Source organism: Pseudomonas sp. GX19020, from assembly GCF_023371075.1.
Lineage (GTDB): Bacteria > Pseudomonadota > Alphaproteobacteria > Rhodobacterales > Rhodobacteraceae > Pseudogemmobacter.
In genome coordinates this window covers 30,899-51,811 of the sequence record NZ_JAMCCR010000002.1, presented here as the reverse complement: position 1 = coordinate 51,811, position 20,913 = coordinate 30,899, and the positions used below count along the sequence as shown (strand labels likewise).

Sequence of the window (20,913 nt, the reverse complement as noted above, 5' to 3'; positions counted from 1 at the left end):
GAGACGGCACTCCCCGTCTTCAGCCAGTCTTGTGAAAAATCGTCCGTGTACGCCGACCCTGCCAGCGACCGTGTGCAGGCCCCGCTCAATATGAGCGGCATAGGTTTGCGCGAGGGTGAGTAGGTGTTGCGTATCCATAACGCACTCTATGCAAAGTTACAGAGGCGTTGCAAGGTAAATATGCAGAGATTTGGAAACAGTCCGTTGTAAATTTACCCGGCTTGTGCGGGCTGACGCATTTTGTGTATTTTTGCATAATGATCGAAACGAGCGCACTATTTGCACTTCTGGATGCCCGACGGGCAGAACTAGGCCTCTCTCAGGCCGAGGTTGGTCGGCGTGCATTTGGGCAGGCAGACGGGTCGGCGTTGCAGAACATACGCAGAGGATCGTCGCCTACCTTCGAGAAGCTACAGCGGCTCTGTGAGGTGCTAGGGCTAGAGATCACCCTGGATGGACCAAGCGGCGCTCCAGCGATGCGAAAAACGGAAGCCTTGCACGATGACTTTGCTCATGTTCCGCTACACGCCGTAAGCCTGTCGGCGGGAGGAGGGTTTGCAAATTCGTCAGAGCAACTCGTCGACTACTTGGCATTCCGCAAAGATTGGCTGAGGAAAATAGGAGTTCCCCCTTCTTCGGCCATTCTGGCCAGGGCAGAAGGAGACAGCATGCAACCGTGCATATGGTCCGGCGATCTTGTTCTGATCGACCAAAGCAAAAGCTCGCTTCCAGTGCGAAAAATGGATGGAAAGAGCCAGCGCGGTTCGATCTTTGCGTTCATCGAAGATGGCCATGCGCGTGTAAAGCGTATCGATAGGGCGTCAGATACTGAGCTGCTGCTTATATCCGACAACCCAGATTACGGGCCACAGTTTGCGAAAATTGAAACCATCAGCATCATAGGCAAAGTGATGTGGTGGGGACATACCAATAGGGAATTTTGAGATGGGAACCGTTACATGCGCCCGTTGCGGGAGCTTCGTGCAGTCTGTAAAAATGCAGGGCGATACCTGCATTTCTTGTATCCGCGCTGCCGAGGATCAGGCCTCTAGGGACCAAGCCGCAGCGCAGGCCGCGCAACGAGAGCTTGAGCTGGCAGCCGCTGCCCAATCTCACGCAGACGCAATGGCACGCATTATCCTGACGACCGAGACCGCTCACAATCTCCCAGTTGATCAGCGCCTGGAGATTGTGACCGCCGAGGTAGTCATCGGTATGCACCTGTTCAAAGACATCGCATCCGCATTTCGGGACACCTTCGGGGGGCGAAGCGGGACGATGCAGAAAGGCCTTCGGGATGCACGAAAGACAGCGCTTGAGGAACTGAAGCTTGAAGCGCATGCGCTGGGAGCAGACGCTGTTGTCGGGATCGACTTGGACTACTCAGAGATCAGCGGCGGTGGAAAAAGCATGCTCTTCCTGGTTGCCAGTGGCACTGCAGTGACCCTCAGCAAGGCGGCTAGTGGGCAAGAATCCGTTGTAGGTTCGCCGTCAACGCATCCCGACAGCTACAAAATGTAAGTGACTGAATTCTAAGTACTTTGAGGAACATACAACAGGCGCGGCTAACTTACGGGGAAATTTGTAGGTTCCGCTCCTGTCGATCTCGGTCTATCGCGCGCCAGAAGCGTCGTATCTACCTGATTCTGCGCTATATTGAGCCGCAACTCAGTCGGACCCCACCTGCCGGCCTTCCGGCTTTCAAGGCCCCTTAAACGGCCATTTTGGGCGTTCCTGCATGACAGGTGCCCTCGGCGTCATTTCCGCCTGTCAGCCGATCCAAACCCCTGATTTCGTTGGCCTGTCCGGGTTCTTCCGGTTTCATCCGGTCTGTTCCGGGTTCCTGAAAGAATAGGTGTCACACGTCACTGACAACGAAGTTTGCGAGGCGCGACACGCAAACCCGCAGCGGACCAGTTCGGCGGAAAAAAGGCGCTGCCTTTGCTCTTTATGGCCGACGTATCGGTCTGCAGCGGCTTCGCACTGATCGGAGATGTCGGCGGGGCTCACGAAGAAGAATTTCCATTTCGCGACAAGTGGCTTCAGGTGACGCAGCACTTCGCAAGTGAAGCACTACTCCCAGCCGCGCGACCTGTCTGTTGCTATACGCTGGATGACAGGCGGATATCCGGCAAGAAACTCGAAGGGAACCATTTCCATCTCGTAACGGAGGCATTCACTCAGGTGTTCAGTCCCGGCCTCTGGTGGCTCGGGTTCCTGACCCGCTGTAGCCGGGTATGGCCCCCAGAGCGAACAACGGCCCGTTCACCAGTCCTGGGTTGAAAGGCTTCTCAATGCTATTGCCTTTCCAGGTCTGGCGCCCCTGATTTAGCATCCTCGGAGCTATCGTGCCCCAGATGACATTGTTCGCGGTGCCCCCAACCGGCTCACTGCGATCTTCCGTGGCCTTGCGTGAACAGGCGCAGGGTATCACCAGAAATTGTGCTTTTCGCAGGTGTGGCCGCGACATATTGGCGATCCCCTCGCTGAACAGCCGGAAAATTCTTGCCGTACAGAGGTGATGCCCGCATGACTTTGGCCCGGTGAAAAAGCCCTTGTTTATCCGGCCTTCGCTCAATATACGAGGCGGTGGAGATGTGGCCGAGTGGTCGAAGGCACACCCCTGCTAAGGGTGCAGGCCCGGAAGGGTCTCGAGGGTTCGAATCCCTTCGTCTCCGCCACTTGGCCTTCAAAGCATTGAACGCCAACGTTATTTTCAAGGAAAATCTGGTCGAACTTGTTCCTGCTACAGCACACTGCTACAGCGGGGGCCAAGGATGGGCACCACATCACGACTCGTCAGACGCGGAGCGGTCTTCTACTTCCGCTGATAGCTGACAACGAAGTTTGCAGGGCGTGACACGCAAAGTTGCAGCAGCAGCAGGCCCGGCCTTAATGCCCCTTCGGAGGCACCGAACCGACCGCTATTGCGTCGAGGTCTTCCTGGGTTGGGGTCAGCCCCGAAACCTGAAAAGCCCAGAGCGATGACAGAATGGCCCGGATGTTGACGAAGCGCGGGCCGAACTCTTTCAGGTAACGCGCTTCCATCTCTGCGTTGGTTGCGGCGTTGACGCCTGTCCGGGTCCAGACGAGGAAGCGTCACACGTCACACGTCACACGTCACACGTCACACGTCACACGTCACACGTCACACGTCACACGTCATCCGCATGAGCGTTCCGCGCCGCCTCATTGCCCGAGTTGGGCGCAGCGAACTCTCCTTGTCGTTGCGGACTGGCTGCCGTTACGCTGCGACCCAGAAATGCCGGGCGCTCTCGATCACGCTCGACAGGTACTTTCTGGGGCTGGAGCGGATGACGAAGACCACGATTGAGCAGATCAACGATCATCTCCGGCGCTATTTTCAGACTTGCCTGAACCGCAATGAGGAAATTGCGACGATCTACCCCGGCGACCCGGTCTTCGATATCTATGCCGAGGCTGTGGGCCTGTCAGAGCGTGTTAAAGGATACCGGGAACAGCTCCGCAGCCATTCAGGACGAGGCCAGAGAGCTGCTGGAGGACATCCCAGTCAGCGCCTCAACGTCCCGGCTGGATGCACTGCACCACGCCTGCAGGGGCGTCCTGCGCGCCAGAATAGATAGCGCGCAGCATCTTGTGGCCGAACTGACGGGAGAGCCGCAAGCGCCTCGTGATGCTATGTTCGTCGGGATCACAGCGGATGATCTGCCTTTGCCGCCGGGAGAAGTGGCGGACCCCAAGCAACCTGCACCTGTCGCAGGCCTCTCGCACGGATTGCGCTTGGCGACCGCATAGTCGCGATCACCGGGACGGGTTTTGCGCCGAACGACTCCGTCCTGGGCCAAGACTTTCGACCAGAAGACCGGCAATGCGAGACATGTGTTGTTGCTCGCCTGTCGCCGCCGCTTCCAAAATTTGTCCCGATGTCAGTTAATTCATTGTAAAAGTTAAATATATTATAGAAATGTCCGCATTTTCCTTCCCTGTGCCCCGGTCCTGAATACGTTATACGAGGGCACAATGGACCTGCTCCTCTGCGCTCAAGGAGGAGTTGAATGTCCCAGTACGACCAATTGGAACGCTTTAGAGAAGCGCTTGCCCATACCACTGCGAACGGGGGTATACCCCCCCGTCCAACCCCCATTAGCTGCAGGGGAAGGGGCGGTTTATGGCAGCTATTCTTTACTTTGATCTGTAGTCGGGGCTGGTTTGCAAAGATGAATTTACAGATCCCGCAGGGCCCGGCCTGCCTTTCCTGGCGTGGGCAGCCGCGAAAAAGACTGTCCTGCCACGAATGTATGAACTTTGTAACGAAATTATGACGTTTACTGTCGATCATCGGATGCGGGCCTGTTAGGGGGCTGCCTGGGACAGGCCCGAACCCGGGGGGTGCGTATGTTTAGGAAAATCTGGACCGATTTCGGGGCGCTGATCCTGCGCCGGCCTTCGCATTACCAGGTGGCGGCGCTCTGCTGGCATGAGACGGATGTCGGTGGGATCGAGATTTTGCTGATTTCCTCGCTGACCACCGGTCGCTGGATCCTGCCGAAGGGCTGGCCGCAAATGGGCCGCGACGGCGCCGGGACCGCGCTGGAAGAGGCCTGGGAAGAGGCCGGGATCCGTATCGAAGACCCGCAGCCGCAGCTTATTGGCCGCTACAGATACCAGAAGCGGCTCGCGGGCGATGTGCCTGCGCGCACGATGGTCGATGTCTGGGCGATCCGCGTCGACCGGCTGCTTGACAAATACCCCGAGGCGGGGCGGCGCAAACGCGAATGGTTCGCGCCGGAAAAAGCCGCGAGCCTCGTGGATGAGCCGGAGCTGGCCCGCCTGCTGCGCGCCGCGCCGCAGCTGATCACACCCGCCTGATCGCATCCCGGCGGACCCTCCGCTGCCCGTTCCCGATTTCCCGCCACCTTCCACGCCGTGAGACCCTATGAGCGACAGAACCGACCCGCAGCTGCGCGATCAGCCCGAGCCCGGCTGGCAAGTGCTGGACCGCGACCTGAGCCGGATCTCCCGGCTGGAACTTGCGACCTCTTATGTGGCGCAGCCACTGGTCGCGGTGGGTCTGGGGCTGGTCTTCGTGGCGCTTGCCGCGCTCTGGGCGGCACTGGTGTCCGGGGGCGGCTCGGGCGGGCTGGTGATTGTGGTGGCCGCAGCTTTCGCGGCCTATCTGGCGCTGAATATCGGTGCCAATGATGTGGCGAATAATATGGGCCCGGCAGTGGGCGCCAATGCACTGACCATGGCCGGCGCTTTGGCCATCGCCGCGATCTGCGAGACCGCCGGTGCGCTGATTGCCGGGGGCGAGGTGGTCGATACCATCGCCAAGGGGATCATTGCGCCGTCGAGCCTCGGGGATGAAGCGTCTTTCGTGGTTGCGATGATGGCAGCGCTGCTGTCATCGGCGCTCTGGCTGAACCTTGCGACCTGGGTGGGGGCCCCGGTTTCGACCACCCATGCCATTGTCGGCGGCGTGGTCGGAGCAGGCGTGGCCGCCGCCGGCTTTGGTGCGGTGGACTGGGGCGGCATGTCCCGCATCGCCGCCAGCTGGATCATCTCGCCGGCAATGGGCGGGGCGCTGGCGGCAGCGGCACTATGGGTCGTGCACAAGCTGGTGATCGACCGCGACGACAAGATCGCTGCGGCGCGGGTCTGGGTGCCGGTGCTGATCGCAGTGATGGCCGGGGCCTTCGCCACTTATCTTTCGCTCAAGGGGCTGAAACATCTGATCGATCTCAGCTTTGGCCATGCGCTGCTGATCGGGCTGATCGCCTGCGGGCTCAGCTGGGCGGCGGCAAAGCCCTATATCCTGCGCCGCTCCAGGGGGCTGGAAAACCGCAATAAATCGCTGAAAGTGCTGTTCCAGATACCACTGGTGCTTTCTGCGGCGCTGATGAGCTTTGCGCATGGTGCCAATGATGTTTCGAACGCCATCGGGCCGCTGGCGGCCATCGTCTCGCTGCTGCATGGCGGTGTGGCCACGGCGGCGGTGCCGCTTTGGGTCATGCTGATCGGGGCGCTCGGGATCTCGGTCGGGCTTTTGCTGTTCGGGCCCCGGCTGATCCGCATGGTGGGTGGCCAGATCACCCGGCTGAACGCGATGCGCGCTTATTGCGTGGCGCTCTCGGCGGCGGTGACGGTCATCGCGGCCAGCTGGTTCGGTCTGCCGGTCAGCTCGACCCATATCGCGATCGGTGGCATTTTCGGCGTCGGCTTTTTCCGCGAGGCGGTGGAGGCGCGGCGGATGCGGCAGATGACCGGGGCGGTGGAACTGCCGGAAATGGCCAGCGAAGAGCGCCGCCGTCGCAAGCTGGTGCGCCGGTCGCATTTCATGACCATCATTCTGGCCTGGGTGATCACGGTGCCCGCAACGGCGCTGGCTTCGGGTCTGATGTATCTTGCGCTGAAAGCCCTCGGCGCGGTTTCCTGAAAAGAGGCGAGGGCTTCAGCCGGTGATCTCTGCGCGGATCACGGTTTCCAGCCAGTCGGAAACGGCGGTGATCCGACGCAGCCCGCGCGGGCGACCGGGAAACAGCAGATGCATAGGCATGGCGGGCGGACGATAGGCGGTCATAATCTCGACCAGCTCGCCCGACGCAATATGGGCGGCGACATCATAGGCGGGGATCTGGATCAGCCCGAGCCCCGCCAGCGCCGCTGCAATATAGCCCTCGGCACTATTGGCCGAGACCCGCCAGGGCACAGCGCAGCTTTTGTCTTGCGCGCCTGCCTGCCAGTCCCACTCCGCCACCCGCCCGGTCGAAGGCGAGGCATAGGCGACCTGCCAGTGTCGGCCCAGGTCGCCCGGGTTCTGCGGTGTGCCATACTGCGCAAGATAGGCCGGGCTTGCGACATTGATCTGGGCGATTTCGCCCAGGCGCCGCGCCCTGAGCCCGGAATCCGCGAGGGGCCCGACCCGCAGCGCCAGATCTATGCCTTCCCCGACCAGATCCACCGCCCGGTCGGTCATGCCCAGTTCGACCTGCAGACCCGGCCAGCGCGCCATGAGCCCGGGCAGCCGAGGCGCCACGATCAGCCGCCCGATCCGCGCCGGAAGATCAATCCGCACCCGCCCCTCAACCTGCCGCGCACCACTGCGAAACAGGCTGTCGAGTTCTTCGCTTTCGGCCAGAAAGGCGAGGCATCTCTCATGAAATTCCTCGCCCTCTGCGGTGGGGGCGACAACGCGGGTAGTTCGGTTCAGCAGCCGTATCCCAAGCCTCGCCTCCAGTTCCGCGATCGCGGTCGAGACGCTGGAGCGCGGCATCTGCAATATATCCGCAGCCCTGGTAAAGCTGCGGGTGGCCACCACACGGGTGAAGATCTGAAAGAGGGTCAACTGGTCCATTGTTCGAATCCTGCGACATATGAAGCCAGAATTTGTGAGTTTATTTAACTCATTCAGAACATAAATTCCACTCCGTAACCAGTAGGAGTGCGACGATGACACGGAGTATCACGGGCAAGACGATCTTCATCGCAGGCGGGGCCAAGAACCTTGGCGGGTTGCTGGCGCGCGACTTCGCCGCTGCCGGAGCAAAGGCGATTGCGGTCCATTACAACAGTGCGGCCAGCGCGGCCGAGGCCGAGGCGACTGTCGCGGCGGTGCGGGGCGCAGGGGCGAAGGCGATTGCGATCCAGGCCGATCTGACCACGGCGGCGGCGGTCACCCGGTTTTTCACCGAGGCCGAAGCCGCGCTTGGCCGCCCGGATATTGCGATCAATACGGTTGGCAAAGTGCTGAAAAAGCCGATCTCAGAGATCAGCGAAGCCGAATATGACGAGATGAGCGACGTCAATGCCAAAGCGGCCTTCTTCTTCCTGAAAGAAGCTGGGCGCGCGGTGCAGGACAATGGTGCGATCTGCACATTGGTGACCTCGCTTCTGGGCGCCTATACGCCGTTTTATGCGAGCTATGCCGGCACCAAGGCGCCGGTCGAGCATTTCACCCGGGCCGCCTCGAAAGAATTCGGTGCGCGCGGGATCTCGGTGACCGCAATCGGCCCGGGTCCGATGGATACGCCGTTCTTCTATGGTCAGGAAGCGCCTGACGCACAGGCCTATCACAAATCGGCCGCAGCGCTTTCGGGCTTTTCAAAGACCGGGCTGACCGACATCGAAGATATCGCGCCCTGGATCCGGTTTCTCGTCACCGAAGGCTGGTGGATGACCGGCCAGACGATCCTCGTGAATGGCGGTTACACCACGAAGTAACCACCACTCCTGGCCCGGTCGTCCCCAGCGGCCGGGCCGCCCTTTATCGGTTGGAGCCCTGTATGCTGCCCTTCGCACTCAAAGCAGAGGATGTCGTCACCTTCTGGCAGGAGGCTGGCCGGCGCGGTGACTGGTTCGCGCAGCGCCCGGCGTTTGACCGCATTTTTCACGACCGCTTTCTGGCGCTGCATGAACATGTGGCAGCGGGGGATCCCGAGGGCTGGATCCGTACGCCCGAAGGGGCGCTGGCGCTGGTGATCCTGCTTGACCAGTTTCCGCGCAACGCCTTTCGCGGCACGGCACGGATGTATGCGACCGACAGTCAGGCCCGTGCTTTCGCACGCGAGGCGGAGGCGCGCGGTTATGCCGCCGATGTTGACCCCGAACTGCAGCTCTTCTTCGCGCTGCCCTTTTCGCATTCCGAGGATCTGGCCGATCAGGAGGTCGCGCTGCGGCTCAACCGCCGGCTTGGCCAGCCCTGGCTGTCCCATGCTGAGGGCCATCATGAAATTATCCGACGATTCGGCCGCTTTCCGCACAGGAACCGGATCCTGAAACGTGAAACCCACCCCGATGAGGCGCGTTTTCTGAAAAATGGCGGCTTTCGCGGCTGAGGCACAGCTGTTGCGGCCCGTGCTGAAACCACACCCCGCCCCCCCAGGGGCCATAAGGCAGGAAAGCATGCCGGCATCGACCGTCACCGCCCGGGCGCGATAATCTGATGGCTGTGATCAGCGCGGCGATATAGCGGGCAGCCTGCGTGCAGAAACCGCCAGCCGCCCGCTGCCCGCAATCGCGCATGAGATCATGGGGAGCGCTGATATGCCAGCGCCTGGCAAGTTGGGCCAGCCTGCGCCCGGTCAACCGGTGATCAGCGCGAAGAGATGCGCCGGCGCATGGGCTGCCCGCATCCGCGCCAGTGCTTCTTTGCCCTCGGCCAGCCGGTTCAGCGCTTTGAGGCACATGAGATATTCGAAATCCATCCAGAAGGCATAGATGTCGAACCAGAGAAACAGCCGCGTCCGCGCCGGCAGCGGGATCTTCAGCCCTTCGCGCGCGAGGATCAGTGCCATTTCCGGTCGCCCTTCGGCCCGGAGCAGTTGCACCAGATGGAACAGGCATTCGGCGCGGTCGGAACAGACTTCATGTCCCTGCATAAAGGCCTGGATCGCACCTTCTGTGTCGCCGGTCTTACGCAGTTCGATCCCGAGCCCCATCCAGGACAGGCAGAGCTCATCCTTCCAGCCGCCAAGGTCGATGCGGCGGCGATACCAGTGGATCGCCTCATGCGAGGCGCCGGCATCGCGCCAGGAATTGGCGCAGTAAAACGCGTAGCGTGGCAGCAGGTCGCGGTCGGCGTCAGGCAGCGTCGCGACCGCTTTCGCCAGCATCGACGCATCGCGCAGAAAGGTCACGGGATCACGCGAGCGCGCGCCCGCGGACCGGCTGATCACCGCGTAATCGCCGGGCACATGCACGACTTTTTCTGCGCCACCTAAGGGAGCGCGGTCAGGTGCGCCCTGGAAATACAGCCCCTCATGCACCACGCCGCGCCAGCGATAACGGCCATCATTGCGCAAGATCAGCTTGGTCGGATAGGTGATCGCCCCGCGCTTCATGTTCAGCGTCAGCGAGTCACAATCCTGCGGCATCTCGGGCAGGGTGCCTTCGAACCCGTCATCGGCGTCGAAAATCAGCGCAAATTCGGCGCGGCCCTCGGCATCCTTCAGCGCATATTGGCGGTTGGCGCCGAAATTCTCCCAGTCGCGGAAGGCCAGCAGCCCGGGAATGCCGCGCGTCTCGAAGAAGTCGCGGATGATCTGCGGCGTCGCATCGCGCGAGCCGGTATCATGGATCACCCAGGTCGAGATTTCGATATGGTCGAGGATATTTGCCAGCGTTTCCGCAATGATCGGCGCCTCGTCGCGCACGATCATATTGAGACAGAGATCCATCCTCACCCCCCACAACACCTGCGCTTTCAATAGCGCGGAACGGTTGCGGGGCGAAGGGGGCTCAGGTGGCGCGACCCTTATGGGCGGTGATCTCGGTGCGGATGCGGGCGCGCTTATAGGCATCGAAGATCGCCATGGCCCAGACGAAGAAGCCGCCGGCATAGCGGCCGACAAAGGAGATGTCCGGCCCGGCGGTGACCATGGTGAAACCGCCCAGCAGGAAGATGAAGAACAGGAAGATCAGCCCGCGCAGCGGCTCGCCGTTCCAGACCTGGCCGGAACCCGGAAGCACAATGGCAGACGCCAGCACGAGATAGGGGTTCGGGGGCGTTTTCATGCGGATTTCCTTGCGTCTTTGTCAGAGGCCCCGGCGAGGATATCGGCGCGCAGATCCGCCAGCGCCCCGAGAAGGGGCGCGAGAGTTTCGGGCTCCAGCGGGTCGCGGCCCATCTCGGCCTCGCGGAAAATAAGGTAGCGGCCGCGTTCGGCCTGATCGGCGAAAAAGGTCAGGCGCAGCCCCTCGGGGGCGATGATCAGCTCTTTGATGCGGGGGTCCTGCAGCAGATGCTGATGGCGTTGAAGCAGTGCGGCCTCGCCTGGTGAAAGCGGGGTCTCGCTGCGCAGGCAGGCGTCAAAGGGAAAATCCTGCGGCAGGATGGTCTGATGCGGCAGGGTGTCAAAGGTCGAGAAAGGCTCGATCCCGCGCGGGCGCACCATGAGGTCGATGCGCTGCGATACCGGCAGCGCGCCGGGCTGCGTGACCAGAAGCCAGAGCGTCGGCAGTTTCCGCCAGGTCAGCGTGTCGGGGATCAGTTGCAGATCGGTCAGCTGGCCGCCGATCAGGCCCGAGATGCGGGCAAAGCCCGTGGGCATTACCGCGCGTCTGAGGCCGGTCATATGCGGAGCGATCAGGTCGAAATATCCTTCGCGCGCGATGCGGCGGGCGCGGGTCGCACGCGAGAGACGGAGGGCCAGAATGACCAGCCCCCCGCCGAGAATAAGGGCGAGAATGCCCGCTTCCATTTCAGTAGCCACGCGGTTTCGGCCAGGGCATGGTGAATTGCGCCCCCCGGTTGACGAAGCGGTAGCGCCAGAAGTGGAACCACAGCGAGACGACGATATAGAAGGCGATCATCGCCACAAGCTGGGTGCCATAGCCGAGGAACACCGCGAAGAATGTGGTGCCACACAGCGCAAGCAGCACGAAAGCCGGCACCGGATGGAACGGATGCTCATAGCCGCGCTTGATCGAATCGAGCGGCCATTTGCGGCGGAACAGGATGATGTTCAGGGGCATGAAAGTATAGCCGAGCAATCCTGAAAGGATCGAGAAGGTGATCACCTGGTCGATCGGCGCACCAAGTGCGAAGATCAGCGCGATCGGCACCAGAAAGATGATCGCGCGATACGGGGTGCGATAGCGCGGATGCACCGCCCCGAACCAGCCGGGCAGATAGCGGTCGCGCCCCATCGCGAACCAGGCGCGGCTCGCGTCATTGATACAGCCATTGGCCGAGGCCAGCGTCGCGAACAGCGTGCCGATGCCCAACAGCACCATCAGGAAGGTCGATCCCGACAGCCGCGCGGCGTCAAACAGCGGCACCCCGGCCTGGCCAAGATATTCCCAGGGCATCAGGCCGGAGCAGACATACCAGGTCAGCGTGGCCGCAATCGCCAGCGTCATCACCCCTGCAAGCGTGCCGAAGGGCAGCGACCGCGCCGGTGAACGCACTTCTTCAGCGGCCTGGGTGGTGCCCTCGATCCCGAGGTAATACCAAAGCCCGAAATGCATCGCCGCCAGGATGCCAAGCCAGCCATAGGGCAGGGAGGCGGGGCCGCTCATCAGTTCCGCATGTTGCAACGGGCTGGTGGTAAAGATGCCCGAAGTCGCGAGGAACAGGATGATCACTGCCGAGAAGGCAATGGCGGTGATGACGAGGTTGAAGGTCAGCGTTGCCAGCACGCCACGATAGTTCAGCCAGGCGAGGAACATGATCGCCAGAATGATGAACGGCCGCTGATCCAGCACACCGGTATGGCCCGACATCGTGGCCACCGTATCGACGAGGAAGCCCACCGTGATCGCATTCGCCGCCTCAAGCATCGTATAGGCGAAGACGAGATAAAGCCCCACATTGAAGGCCATCAGCGGGCCCACGATATGCTTGGCCTGAGTATATTGGCCGCCGGCAGCTGCGACCGTCGAGGTGACCTCGGAGTCGATCATCGCAACGCAGCTGTAAAGGATGCCCGCGAACCAGCAGGCGATCAGCGCCGCATAGGCACCGCCCTTTCCGACCGCGAAGTTCCAGCCCATATATTCGCCCACCAGCACGATGCCGACCCCGAGCGCCCAGACATGGGCGGGGCCAAGAACGCGGGCAAGGCCGACATGTTCGGTTTGTTGTTCCTGTGCCATTCCCTCACCCCCGATGATGCTGTTCTTCGGTGAGCGCTTCCAGCTCGCCTTCGCGCGACGAGGTCAGAAACTCTTCACTGTATTGGCTGTCGGTCTTGATCCAGTCGATCACGATGAACACGCCAAACAGCGCCGATGCGGCCCAGGCCGCATATTCAAGATAATTCCAGAGATCCATGTGCTGCCCTTACTCGCCGAATTTTTCAGCGATAACATCGCAGTATTCTTTTTCAGAAAACCGCAGCAGAATTGCGTAATAGCCCACGATGACCACGATCATCACGATCAGCGACGAGATCGAGAAGGAATAGTCGAAGCGCGCGGTGATCAGCTCGGCGGCGGCGGCCGGGTCGCTGAAGCCAAGCTTCTCCCATTGGCCGACCATGGCCGGGTTCTGGCCAAGCGCGTCCCAGGTGGGGTTCTCGACGGCGACGGGTTCCTTTGAAGAGCCGGCCATGCCCATCCACAACGGAATATAGAGCGCGCCGATGGCCATGATCAGAAGGACGATCACGTCAATGATCTGGCCGATCTTGCTTTGCACGGGGGCGGTATATTTAGCCATGTTTCCGCCTCCGCTTCGCGTCGCGGGCCTCATCAAGGAACTGGATATCCAGCCCATACATGAAGTCGCGGTCTTCGCGGTAATGGCGCAGCATCGCGAGAATTGCTGCGGAGTTAAACAGGAGCACAACGGCGCCGCCGATCAGCAGCACCGCGCGCGTCGCACCCGAAGGCGCGAGCGACCATGTGCCGATGGCGACAAAGATGATCGCAAACCACAAGCCCAGAACGAAGGCCCATGCCACGGCGACGTCGCGCCGGTGCATGGTCTCGATCCGTTTCGTCAGATCTGACACTTTGCATCCCTCCCTGAGGCCCTGATGATGGATATTTCCGCGCCGGGCCCTGGCGTTTGTTTTCTGTGTTTGAAAACTTTTTCCCCACAGTGAGCGCGTGCTGCGACATTCTGTCAAGTTTCTTGTGCAGGAAATTCAGGCTTTCTGCGCAGAAAACGGGCAGAATAAAAACGCTGAAAACGACGTCTGAAACGGTGGGATATCGCCGGAGAAGAGCGTGATAATTTCGAATATCCCTGTTGTTTCCGGCCGATACTCTTTCGCCGCATCGCAGCATGGCATTGCCCGGAAACCCCCGGTTCCCGCGCAATGCGAGACGGGCCCCGTGGGTGACGATGACGGGCTCGCTGCTCTGTTCCGGCCCCAGATCCGGCGCATGATCAGATTTCGGGCCCGGCTCATTCCCGACCTCGCGCGTTCCGGCAGGAGATGAGACCTGATATCCCCGCCGCAGGATCTGCGACATGCGACCTCTCCGGCGGGATCAGCCTTGCGCGGGGGCTCTCAGACCATCAGGCAAAGCCGATCAGTCACAGAACAGGTGACCGCGTTAGGCGCGCCTGGCGCGCCTTATTGCGGGTGCAGCCGGGAAGGGCCGGCAACCCCCGAATGAGGGCGGGTAATGGTCCCGGCAAGACGGCAATGATCAGGCCCGTTCCACCAGAACCCGGTTCCGGCCGCCGGCTTTGGCGCGGTAAAGCAACTGATCCGCCAGGGCCAGCGCATCGCCCGATTGCGCCAGTGCTGTCGCAGGTACCACAACCCCGCCCCCGCTGACCGTCAGCCAGTCTGAGGTCGCCGAGCGTTCATGGGGGATCCGGGCATCTTCAACGTTCTGACGGAAGCTGTTCATCACCTCCTCCAGCTCAGAGCAGCCCGGGAGGAGCAAGACAAATTCTTCGCCACCGTATCGGGCCGCCAGCTCGCCGGCGCGCCGCGCGAACCTGGTCAGAGTGACTGCCACAGTGCGCAATGCCTGATCCCCAGCGCCATGGCCGTAGTGATCATTATACTGCTTGAAATGGTCGACATCGAACAGGGCGATGCCCATAACATCATTGCTTCGCGTGGTCTGGCGGGCCACGCGATCCATGGTTGCGTCAAAGCAACGCCGATTGGCGATGCCGGTCAGGCCATCCAGCGAGGCGAGCGCCTCCATCTCGTTGCGCTGACGGGCCAGTCGCAGATGCGTCATGACCCTGGCGCGAACAATGGCCGGACGAATGGGCTTATGCACGAAATCGGCGGCGCCCAGCAGCAGCCCGCGTTCTTCATCTGCGGCATCTGACATGCCGGTGATGAAGATCACCGGAAGATTGCTGGTATGTTCCGCTGCGCGAATGGCGCGCAACACAGCATAGCCGTCCATCCCGGGCATAGAGACATCCAGCAAGACGAGGCTCACCGCCTCGCGCGCCAGGATCTCGAGCCCGGATGGACCATCCCTGGCCATCAGTACCCGGAAATCGGGCTGCAACAGCTCTGCCAGCGCAACGCGGTTCAGCCGGTCGTCATCGACAACCAGAATTGTCGCGAGCTGAGAGCCTGCCTGAAGGGCCGCTGCTTTCATGCATCTGTCCTTCGCATCATGGTGGCGAGCGCGTCGCTGACTTCGCGCAGCGTGACGATCGCCGGTCCCAGCTCCAGATCCTCGAATTGTTCCAGCCCGAACCTTACCTGCCTGCGCAGATGCGTATCTGTCAGCCCCTCGGCCAGAGCATGCAGATTGGCACGTGCCGCAAAGTCACCGGCCGCGACCAGCGGCAGGGTGACTTCCAGCTGTTCCCAGGCCTCCTGGGCCGACAGACCTGCCGCACCCGCTTGCGTCGGCTCAGCCTGCATCTCGCTGGCCAGCTGACGCAGCCCGGCCACGCATTCCGCCATCAACTGCCGGAACTGTTCCGAAACGGCCTCTATGCCGGCGATATCGCCCTGACGTGCGGCCGTCTCGACCGTGCCAGACATAGCGAAGAGGCTCTCTGCCTCGACATAGCCGACCACCCCCTTCACCCGATGGGAGAATTCCGCGACCGTGGTGATATCCGTCTCGATATTCATCTCTGCGAACCGTTCAGCCATGTCGCCAAAGTCACGCAGAAAGCCGTTGATAAATCGCAAAAGCCGGTCACGCGAGCCGCCGAAACGACGCAGAAGTTTAGGCAAATCGGCGTGATATTCGGGTATTGCGGGCGCAGCGGAGGGCAGCGAGGCCGGCGGGGGATCCGTTTCTGCTGTCTCATCCTTTCTGGTGATCAGGTCGCAAAGCAGGTTGAACAGGGCCTGTTCATCAAGCGGTTTGGTGAGATGCGCGCTCATCCCGGCTGCGATGCTTTCACGCTCGTCCTCGACCCTGGCCTGGGCCGTCAATGCGACAACCGGAAGGTCTGACCATTCCGGGTGGCGACGGATCTCGCGGATCGCTTCAAGCCCGTTCATCACCGGCATATGCACATCCATCAGCACGACGTCAAAGTGGCGTTCTTTCATCCGTGCAATGGCGTCGAGACCGTTCTCCGCCATCGTGACCTTTACCCCGACGAGATCGAGAAATTCGCCGACGACCTCGCGGTTCAGGGCATTGTCATCGACGACGAGGATCTCACGGCCGCCGAGAATCCGTTTCAGATCAGTGTTTTCCGTTATCTTTGGCTCCGGGGCACGGTTGAAGCCATCGACAGGTGCGACCGACAGCACCTCCATAAACGTGTTGAGGATCATCGAACGGGTCACCGGCTTGAGCAGCACGCCCTGCAATCCGATCCGAGTGGCCTCTGCGATCACGAGCTGGTGGCCATAGGCCGTCACCATCAGCACGGCGGGCATGTTCACCAGATGCGCATCGCTGCGGATGGCGCGGGCAAGTTCCAGCCCGTCCATCCCCGGCATCCGCCAGTCTGACAGCACGATATCAAAAGGCTCGTCTCCGGTCTGAGTGCGGTGCAGCAGACGCAATGCCGCCTCACCACTGTCGACCGCGACCGAGGACATGCCAAAACTGTCAACGATCTCAGAAAGCGCCTCCCGCGCGGTTTCGTTGTCATCGACGATCAGAACGCGCCTTGTGCCGAGGCCTGCGGAAAGCTGCATCAGTGACCCGGGGACAATCTCGGGTGCGGCGGGTTCGAGTTCGACCGTAAAGCAGAAGGTGCTGCCCTGGCCTGGCCGGCTTTCCACCCAGATCGTGCCACCCATCAGTTCGACGATGCGCCTGCAGATCGCAAGACCAGGCCCGGTGCCCCCGAATTTGCGGGCGGTATCGCTGTCCCCCTGGGAGAAGGGGCGAAAGAGCCCGTCGATCTGATCCTGACTGAGGCCGATCCCGGTATCCCGGACCGTGAAGAACAACTGATGCACCCCCGCAGGCGCCTCGGGAAGCGTGCAGATCGAGACGACCACATCGCCTTCAGTGGTGAATTTCACCGCATTGCTGACGAGGTTGGTCAGAACCTGGGCCAGCCGTAGCGAGTCGCCGCGCCAGTGTTGCGCCGTGCCGGGGGCCACCACGAAAGTGAGCTCAAGCGCCTTTTCCTCGGCCTTGATTGCGGTGACAGATGCGACTGATTCCAGCACGGATTCCAGCCGGAACACCGATTTTTCCAGCACCATGCCACCCGCCTCGATCTTGGAGAAGTCGAGAATATCATTGATTATTCCCATCAGGACATTGGCGGAATCATTGATCTTGCCAAGATAGGCGCGCTGTTTGGGGTCAAGCTGCGTCTGCAACGCGAGCCGGGTCATCCCGATCACCGAATTCATCGGCGTGCGGATCTCATGGCTCATCGTGGCGAGGAAATCGCTCTTGGCATGTTCCGCAGCCTCGGCGTCTTCCTTGGCCCGACGCAGTGCTTCTGCGGCCTCATGGGCCGGGGTGACGTCGAGGATGATCCCGTCCCAGATTCGCCCCGCCTCGGAAGCGCGCGGCGCCGAGCGGACCTGGATCCAGATGATCTCGCCATCAGGGCGGATCAGCCGGAATTCGCATTCGAAATTCGTGCCCGAAGCGGTCGCGAGACGCGAGGTTTCAAGATAGCGGTCGCGGTCCTCGGGATGGACAGCTTCAATAAAGAGCGAGGGATCCCGGATCAGCGCGTCGTGACTGATGCCGATCAGCGCATCGATGCCGGCGCTGACATAGGAGAAGCGCATCTCCTGGCGCGTTACCGTCTCTCCGGTCAGGCCAAGCTCGGGGGTCAGGAAATCGAGCCGGTAGATTGCCCCATTGGGCAGGCTGTCGGCGATGGCGGCCATCTGGGCGCGGGACGCCTCGCGCTCGCTGACATCCTGGACGGTGCCGCTGAGGCCACAGATGGCACCGGCCTCGTCGCGCAGCACGCTGCCGCGGATCTCGGCCGCGAAAGTGCCGCCACCGGGTGTGTAATGCTGCACATCAACGGTATAGGCTTCGCCGGTTTCGAGGCAGCGGGCAATGGCATCGCCAACCCGTTTGAAATCCGCCTCGGGCATCATCCGTTTCAGATCTTCCACCGTGACCGGGTCTTTGGTGGACCGGCCGTTCATTTCGGCCATCATTTCCGAAAAGTGGAATCTGCCGCTGGCAAGATCCAGCGTCCAGGAGCCGATCCTTGCAAGTCGCTCCGCCCGCTGCATCGCGTCGAGATTGGTGCGAGAGTCCGCCTCTGCGGCGCGGCTTTCTGCAAGGCGCCCGCGCATTTTACGGTCGGCCAGTTCCAGGCTGCGCCGCAATGTTTCGAATTCACGGATGCGGGCTGGTGGGATGCCGACGGAGGCCTCATCCGAGGCACCGCCGACGCGCGCGATCTTGTCGGATCGCTGCGCAATATCGTGAATCGGCTGCAGCAGGCCACGCACCAGCACCAATGCCAGCAGCAGCGCCACTGCGATCGTTCCCACTGACATAAGGATCATCGAGCGGATCGGGTGCTCCCAGCGGGCATCGAATGTGACCAGCGGCTCGCCGACCACGGCAACCCATCCCGGCGTATTCGGGATCTTCTGGAACGAGAACATGATGGCGCGACCCTCCATCGTGGTCGCCCGGAAGCTGCCACTGTCAGTTCCCATCGCCGTCAGCTGTTCCCAGTCGGGTACCTTGCGCCCCAGCATACGGTCGCCATCGACCGAGCGCGCCAGCAGCCGCCCTGTGCCATCGGTGATCGCCAGCACGGCGTTGCTCTCTCCCATGCTGTCATCAGTGAGCGAGTGGAGCAGGCTGGACGGGTGGTCGGTGACCGCGACAACATGTATCAGCTGCCCGCCATCCGCCATAGCGCCTTCGGGAGCGGCTTCAGGATAAGCGATTGCCACCCGGGGCCTGTCGTCGTCAAACCGTGGAGGCAGCAGGTTCGAGATCTGCATCCTGCCGCTCTCGGCGGCCTGCAATACCAGTCGGGCGACCTCGGCCTCACTGAACTCAGGCGCGATGATCTTACCCGAGGCATCACGCCGCAGGGTGAAAAGCTTATAGGTGCCCTCTTCTTCGCGGTTGGACAGGATCAGGACGCCCGGCGATACCTCGTTGCTGTCGCGGCTTTGTCCGCTGCGGACCGCATGCAGCAGCCGCCCGGTGACGCTGATCTCGCTTTCGGTCGTGCGCGCGAGAATATGCGCGGTTTCCAGCAGCCTTTGCTCTGACAGTGTCCGGAAGGATTGCCCGACATTCAGCAAGGCCATTGCAACGACGCCCAGGGTCGGCAGGAGCACGACCAACAGGATTGCGATGATCGACATTCTGAGTGTCGGGTGGGTTATCCAGCCTGGCAGACGAACTCTCATGTTATCGGGATCCGGTAACCAAAGTAGGTGACTGTATCTTCTTTATGATACAACCCTTTCTGATAAGTGAAGCATTTAATACAACCAGAGATGGGTGTTCAGCCCGTTTTCGCGGGGGCAGGGGCGGTGTTTCCGTGCGATCGCTACGGGTCAGCGCTTCAGGCCGGCCGAAATCACGCAGAGAAGTTCGAAGAGAATTGTTGCTCCGGTCAGAGCTGTCAGCCCGCCGATATCGAAAGGCGGAGAGACCTCGACCACATCCGCGCCCCGGATGTTCAGGCCGGCAAGGCCGCGCACCATGGTCTGGGCCTCGCGGGTGGTGAAGCCGCCGATCTCGGGTGTGCCGGTGCCGGGCGCCATTGAGGGGTCGATCCCGTCGATGTCGAAGGTGACATAGCAGGGGGTGTCGCCCAGAATGCGATGCACTTCATCCACCACACCTTGTGGGCCAAGCCTGTCGGCCTCCTCGATATAGATGATGCGGATGCCCTGATCTTTCGCCCACTGATGTTCATCAGCGGCATAGACCGAGCCACGAATGCCGATCTGCACGATCTTCTGCGGGTCGAGGATCCCCTCTTCGATGGCACGACGAAAAGGGGTGCCATGGGTGTAGAGATTGTCGCCGAAATAGCGGTCATTGGTGTCGGAATGGGCGTCGAACTGCACAAGACCCAGCGGCCCTTCCCCCCGCGCCTTATGGATCGCACGCAGAACCGGCAACGTCGTCAGATGGTCACCCCCGACCGACAAGGGCAGCGCCCCCGCCGCGCAGATCGCGGCGATCCCCGCCTCGATCTGGGCCAGCGCCGCCATCAGGTCGATGGGCTGCACCTCGATATCGCCCACATCCGCCACTGCGACCAGCTCATAGGGGATCACGCCCGAGACATGATGGCCGCGCCGCATCAGGCTTGACTGGTTGCGGACCTCGCGCGGGCCATGGCGGGCGCCGGCGCGGTTGGTGGTGCCCCCATCCCAGGGGATGCCGACCAGCGCGATATCAAGGCCCTCGGGCGTGTCCGGGGTGGGCAGCCGCATAAAGCTCGGCCGGCCGGCGAAACGCGGCACCCGGGACGCATCGACGGGTTCGTGGAGGATGCGGGTCATGTGATGGGCTCCTTACAGCGCGCGCGTCATATAAAGCGAATTCGGGTCATGGCTGTAATCGCCAAAGGCCTCGCATTCGGTGAACCCGGCCTTTTCATAAAGCCGCTTTGCCGGGGTGAAGATCTCTTCGCGCCCGGTTTCCAGCGAAAGCTGCCCGTAACCATCCCCCTGCGCCGCCGCGATCAGATGCGCGAGCATCTTCGACGACAGCCCACGCCCGCGTGCCTCAGAGAGCACATGCATGGATTTGATCTCGGCATGATCCGGCGTGATCCGTTTCAGCGCGCCCATAGCCAGGGGCGTCCCGGCCTCGCGCAGCACGAAAAACCGCGCATCTGCCGCCGCCAGCGCAGATTTATCCATCATATAGATGCTCTCGGGCGGGGTCTGGGCGTGCATATCAGCGGTATGGCGGTCAAACAGCAGCGCCAGATCGGGCGTAAGCGGGTGTTCTTCGGAAATGATTGCGGTCATGGCGGATACCCCTTTGCACCGGGATATGACTATCCAGGTCCAGGCGCGGGTCAAGAGCGCAAGGACAGGGACGGGCAGAATGGAAAAGGCCCCCCGATCAGTCGGAGGGCCTTTGTCGTTTCAGGCAGCGTCTGGT

At 61.6% G+C, this 20,913-nt stretch carries 20 protein-coding genes and 1 tRNA gene; 8 read left to right on the top strand and 13 right to left on the bottom strand.

Features of this window, described 5'->3' with window-relative positions; genetic code table 11:
* Positions 1-476 precede the first annotated feature (476 nt).
* The 3 genes from M3484_RS04870 (at position 477) to M3484_RS04860 (ending at position 2,681) form a co-directional block, all read left to right on the top strand.
* The gene (locus tag M3484_RS04870) at positions 477-944 is read left to right on the top strand and encodes a S24 family peptidase (protein WP_249495975.1); all 468 of its coding nucleotides are present in this window, start codon (positions 477-479) and stop codon (positions 942-944) included.
* 181 nt (positions 945-1,125) lie between these two features.
* Entirely contained in the window at positions 1,126-1,521 is a 396-nt protein-coding gene (locus M3484_RS04865) for a YbjQ family protein (RefSeq protein WP_349306260.1), read from the top strand.
* A gap of 1,070 nt (positions 1,522-2,591) precedes the next feature.
* Positions 2,592-2,681: transfer RNA gene (locus M3484_RS04860), tRNA-Ser, on the top strand.
* Positions 2,682-2,892: 211 nt separating this feature from the next.
* Here M3484_RS04860 and M3484_RS04855 read toward each other — a convergent pair.
* The gene (locus M3484_RS04855; RefSeq protein ID WP_249495974.1) at positions 2,893-3,048 is read right to left on the bottom strand and encodes a hypothetical protein; all 156 of its coding nucleotides are present in this window, start codon (positions 3,046-3,048) and stop codon (positions 2,893-2,895) included.
* 122 nt (positions 3,049-3,170) lie between these two features.
* Here M3484_RS04855 and M3484_RS23940 point away from each other — a divergent pair, with 122 nt between their 5' ends.
* The 3 genes from M3484_RS23940 to M3484_RS04845 all read left to right on the top strand — a co-directional run bounded on the left by M3484_RS23940 (position 3,171) and on the right by M3484_RS04845 (position 6,418).
* Positions 3,171-3,605, top strand: coding sequence for a DUF6538 domain-containing protein (locus M3484_RS23940; RefSeq protein ID WP_502942433.1), 435 nt, complete (start codon positions 3,171-3,173; stop codon positions 3,603-3,605).
* Between the two features lie 772 nt (positions 3,606-4,377).
* Positions 4,378-4,851, top strand: coding sequence for an NUDIX hydrolase (locus M3484_RS04850; RefSeq protein ID WP_249495973.1), 474 nt, complete (start codon positions 4,378-4,380; stop codon positions 4,849-4,851).
* Positions 4,852-4,918: 67 nt separating this feature from the next.
* Positions 4,919-6,418, top strand: coding sequence for an inorganic phosphate transporter (locus M3484_RS04845; RefSeq protein ID WP_092900826.1), 1,500 nt, complete (start codon positions 4,919-4,921; stop codon positions 6,416-6,418).
* A 15-nt stretch (positions 6,419-6,433) separates the two neighbouring features.
* Here M3484_RS04845 and M3484_RS04840 read toward each other — a convergent pair whose 3' ends face one another.
* Entirely contained in the window at positions 6,434-7,336 is a 903-nt protein-coding gene (locus M3484_RS04840; RefSeq protein ID WP_249495972.1) for a LysR family transcriptional regulator, read from the bottom strand.
* A 95-nt stretch (positions 7,337-7,431) separates the two neighbouring features.
* Between M3484_RS04840 and M3484_RS04835 the strand changes: the two genes are divergently transcribed.
* Together M3484_RS04835 and M3484_RS04830 are read left to right on the top strand one after the other, a co-directional pair.
* Positions 7,432-8,202 carry an SDR family oxidoreductase gene (locus M3484_RS04835; protein WP_092900829.1) on the top strand — a complete coding sequence of 257 codons (771 nt, stop codon included), beginning with the start codon at positions 7,432-7,434 and terminating at the stop codon, positions 8,200-8,202.
* Positions 8,203-8,264: 62 nt separating this feature from the next.
* Positions 8,265-8,816 carry a DUF924 family protein gene (locus M3484_RS04830; RefSeq protein WP_249495971.1) on the top strand — a complete coding sequence of 184 codons (552 nt, stop codon included), beginning with the start codon at positions 8,265-8,267 and terminating at the stop codon, positions 8,814-8,816.
* Between the two features lie 246 nt (positions 8,817-9,062).
* On the opposite strand, the gene M3484_RS04825 is transcribed toward M3484_RS04830, so the two are convergent.
* From M3484_RS04825 to M3484_RS04775, 11 genes are all read right to left on the bottom strand, one after another.
* A complete protein-coding gene (locus M3484_RS04825; protein WP_249495970.1) occupies positions 9,063-10,157 on the bottom strand; it encodes a glycosyltransferase in 1,095 nt (364 codons plus the stop codon).
* A gap of 61 nt (positions 10,158-10,218) precedes the next feature.
* Positions 10,219-10,494, bottom strand: coding sequence for a hypothetical protein (locus M3484_RS04820; protein ID WP_171909586.1), 276 nt, complete (start codon positions 10,492-10,494; stop codon positions 10,219-10,221).
* The gene (locus M3484_RS04815; protein ID WP_249495969.1) at positions 10,491-11,192 is read right to left on the bottom strand and encodes a hypothetical protein; all 702 of its coding nucleotides are present in this window, start codon (positions 11,190-11,192) and stop codon (positions 10,491-10,493) included. The genes M3484_RS04820 and M3484_RS04815 overlap by 4 nt, the downstream gene beginning before the upstream one ends.
* Positions 11,182-12,576, bottom strand: coding sequence for an APC family permease (locus tag M3484_RS04810; protein WP_092900843.1), 1,395 nt, complete (start codon positions 12,574-12,576; stop codon positions 11,182-11,184). The genes M3484_RS04815 and M3484_RS04810 overlap by 11 nt, the downstream gene beginning before the upstream one ends.
* Positions 12,577-12,580: 4 nt before the next feature.
* Positions 12,581-12,754 carry a hypothetical protein gene (locus tag M3484_RS04805; RefSeq protein ID WP_092900846.1) on the bottom strand — a complete coding sequence of 58 codons (174 nt, stop codon included), beginning with the start codon at positions 12,752-12,754 and terminating at the stop codon, positions 12,581-12,583.
* A 9-nt stretch (positions 12,755-12,763) separates the two neighbouring features.
* Positions 12,764-13,141 (bottom strand): hypothetical protein, encoded by a 378-nt coding sequence (locus M3484_RS04800; RefSeq protein WP_092900849.1) that lies wholly within the window; start codon positions 13,139-13,141, stop codon positions 12,764-12,766.
* On the bottom strand, positions 13,134-13,436 hold the full coding sequence (locus M3484_RS04795; protein WP_249495968.1) for a hypothetical protein: 303 nt from the start codon (positions 13,434-13,436) through the stop codon (positions 13,134-13,136). The genes M3484_RS04800 and M3484_RS04795 overlap by 8 nt, the downstream gene beginning before the upstream one ends.
* Before the next feature lie 646 nt (positions 13,437-14,082).
* A complete protein-coding gene (locus M3484_RS04790; RefSeq protein ID WP_249495967.1) occupies positions 14,083-15,006 on the bottom strand; it encodes a diguanylate cyclase domain-containing protein in 924 nt (307 codons plus the stop codon).
* A complete protein-coding gene (locus M3484_RS04785) occupies positions 15,003-19,148 on the bottom strand; it encodes a response regulator (RefSeq protein WP_249495966.1) in 4,146 nt (1,381 codons plus the stop codon). Before M3484_RS04785 ends, M3484_RS04790 begins: the two co-directional genes overlap by 4 nt.
* Positions 19,149-19,343: 195 nt before the next feature.
* Positions 19,344-20,303 carry an agmatinase gene (speB, locus tag M3484_RS04780; protein WP_249495965.1) on the bottom strand — a complete coding sequence of 320 codons (960 nt, stop codon included), beginning with the start codon at positions 20,301-20,303 and terminating at the stop codon, positions 19,344-19,346.
* Positions 20,304-20,315: 12 nt separating this feature from the next.
* On the bottom strand, positions 20,316-20,777 hold the full coding sequence (locus tag M3484_RS04775) for a GNAT family N-acetyltransferase (protein ID WP_092900860.1): 462 nt from the start codon (positions 20,775-20,777) through the stop codon (positions 20,316-20,318).
* Positions 20,778-20,913: the final 136 nt, after the last annotated feature.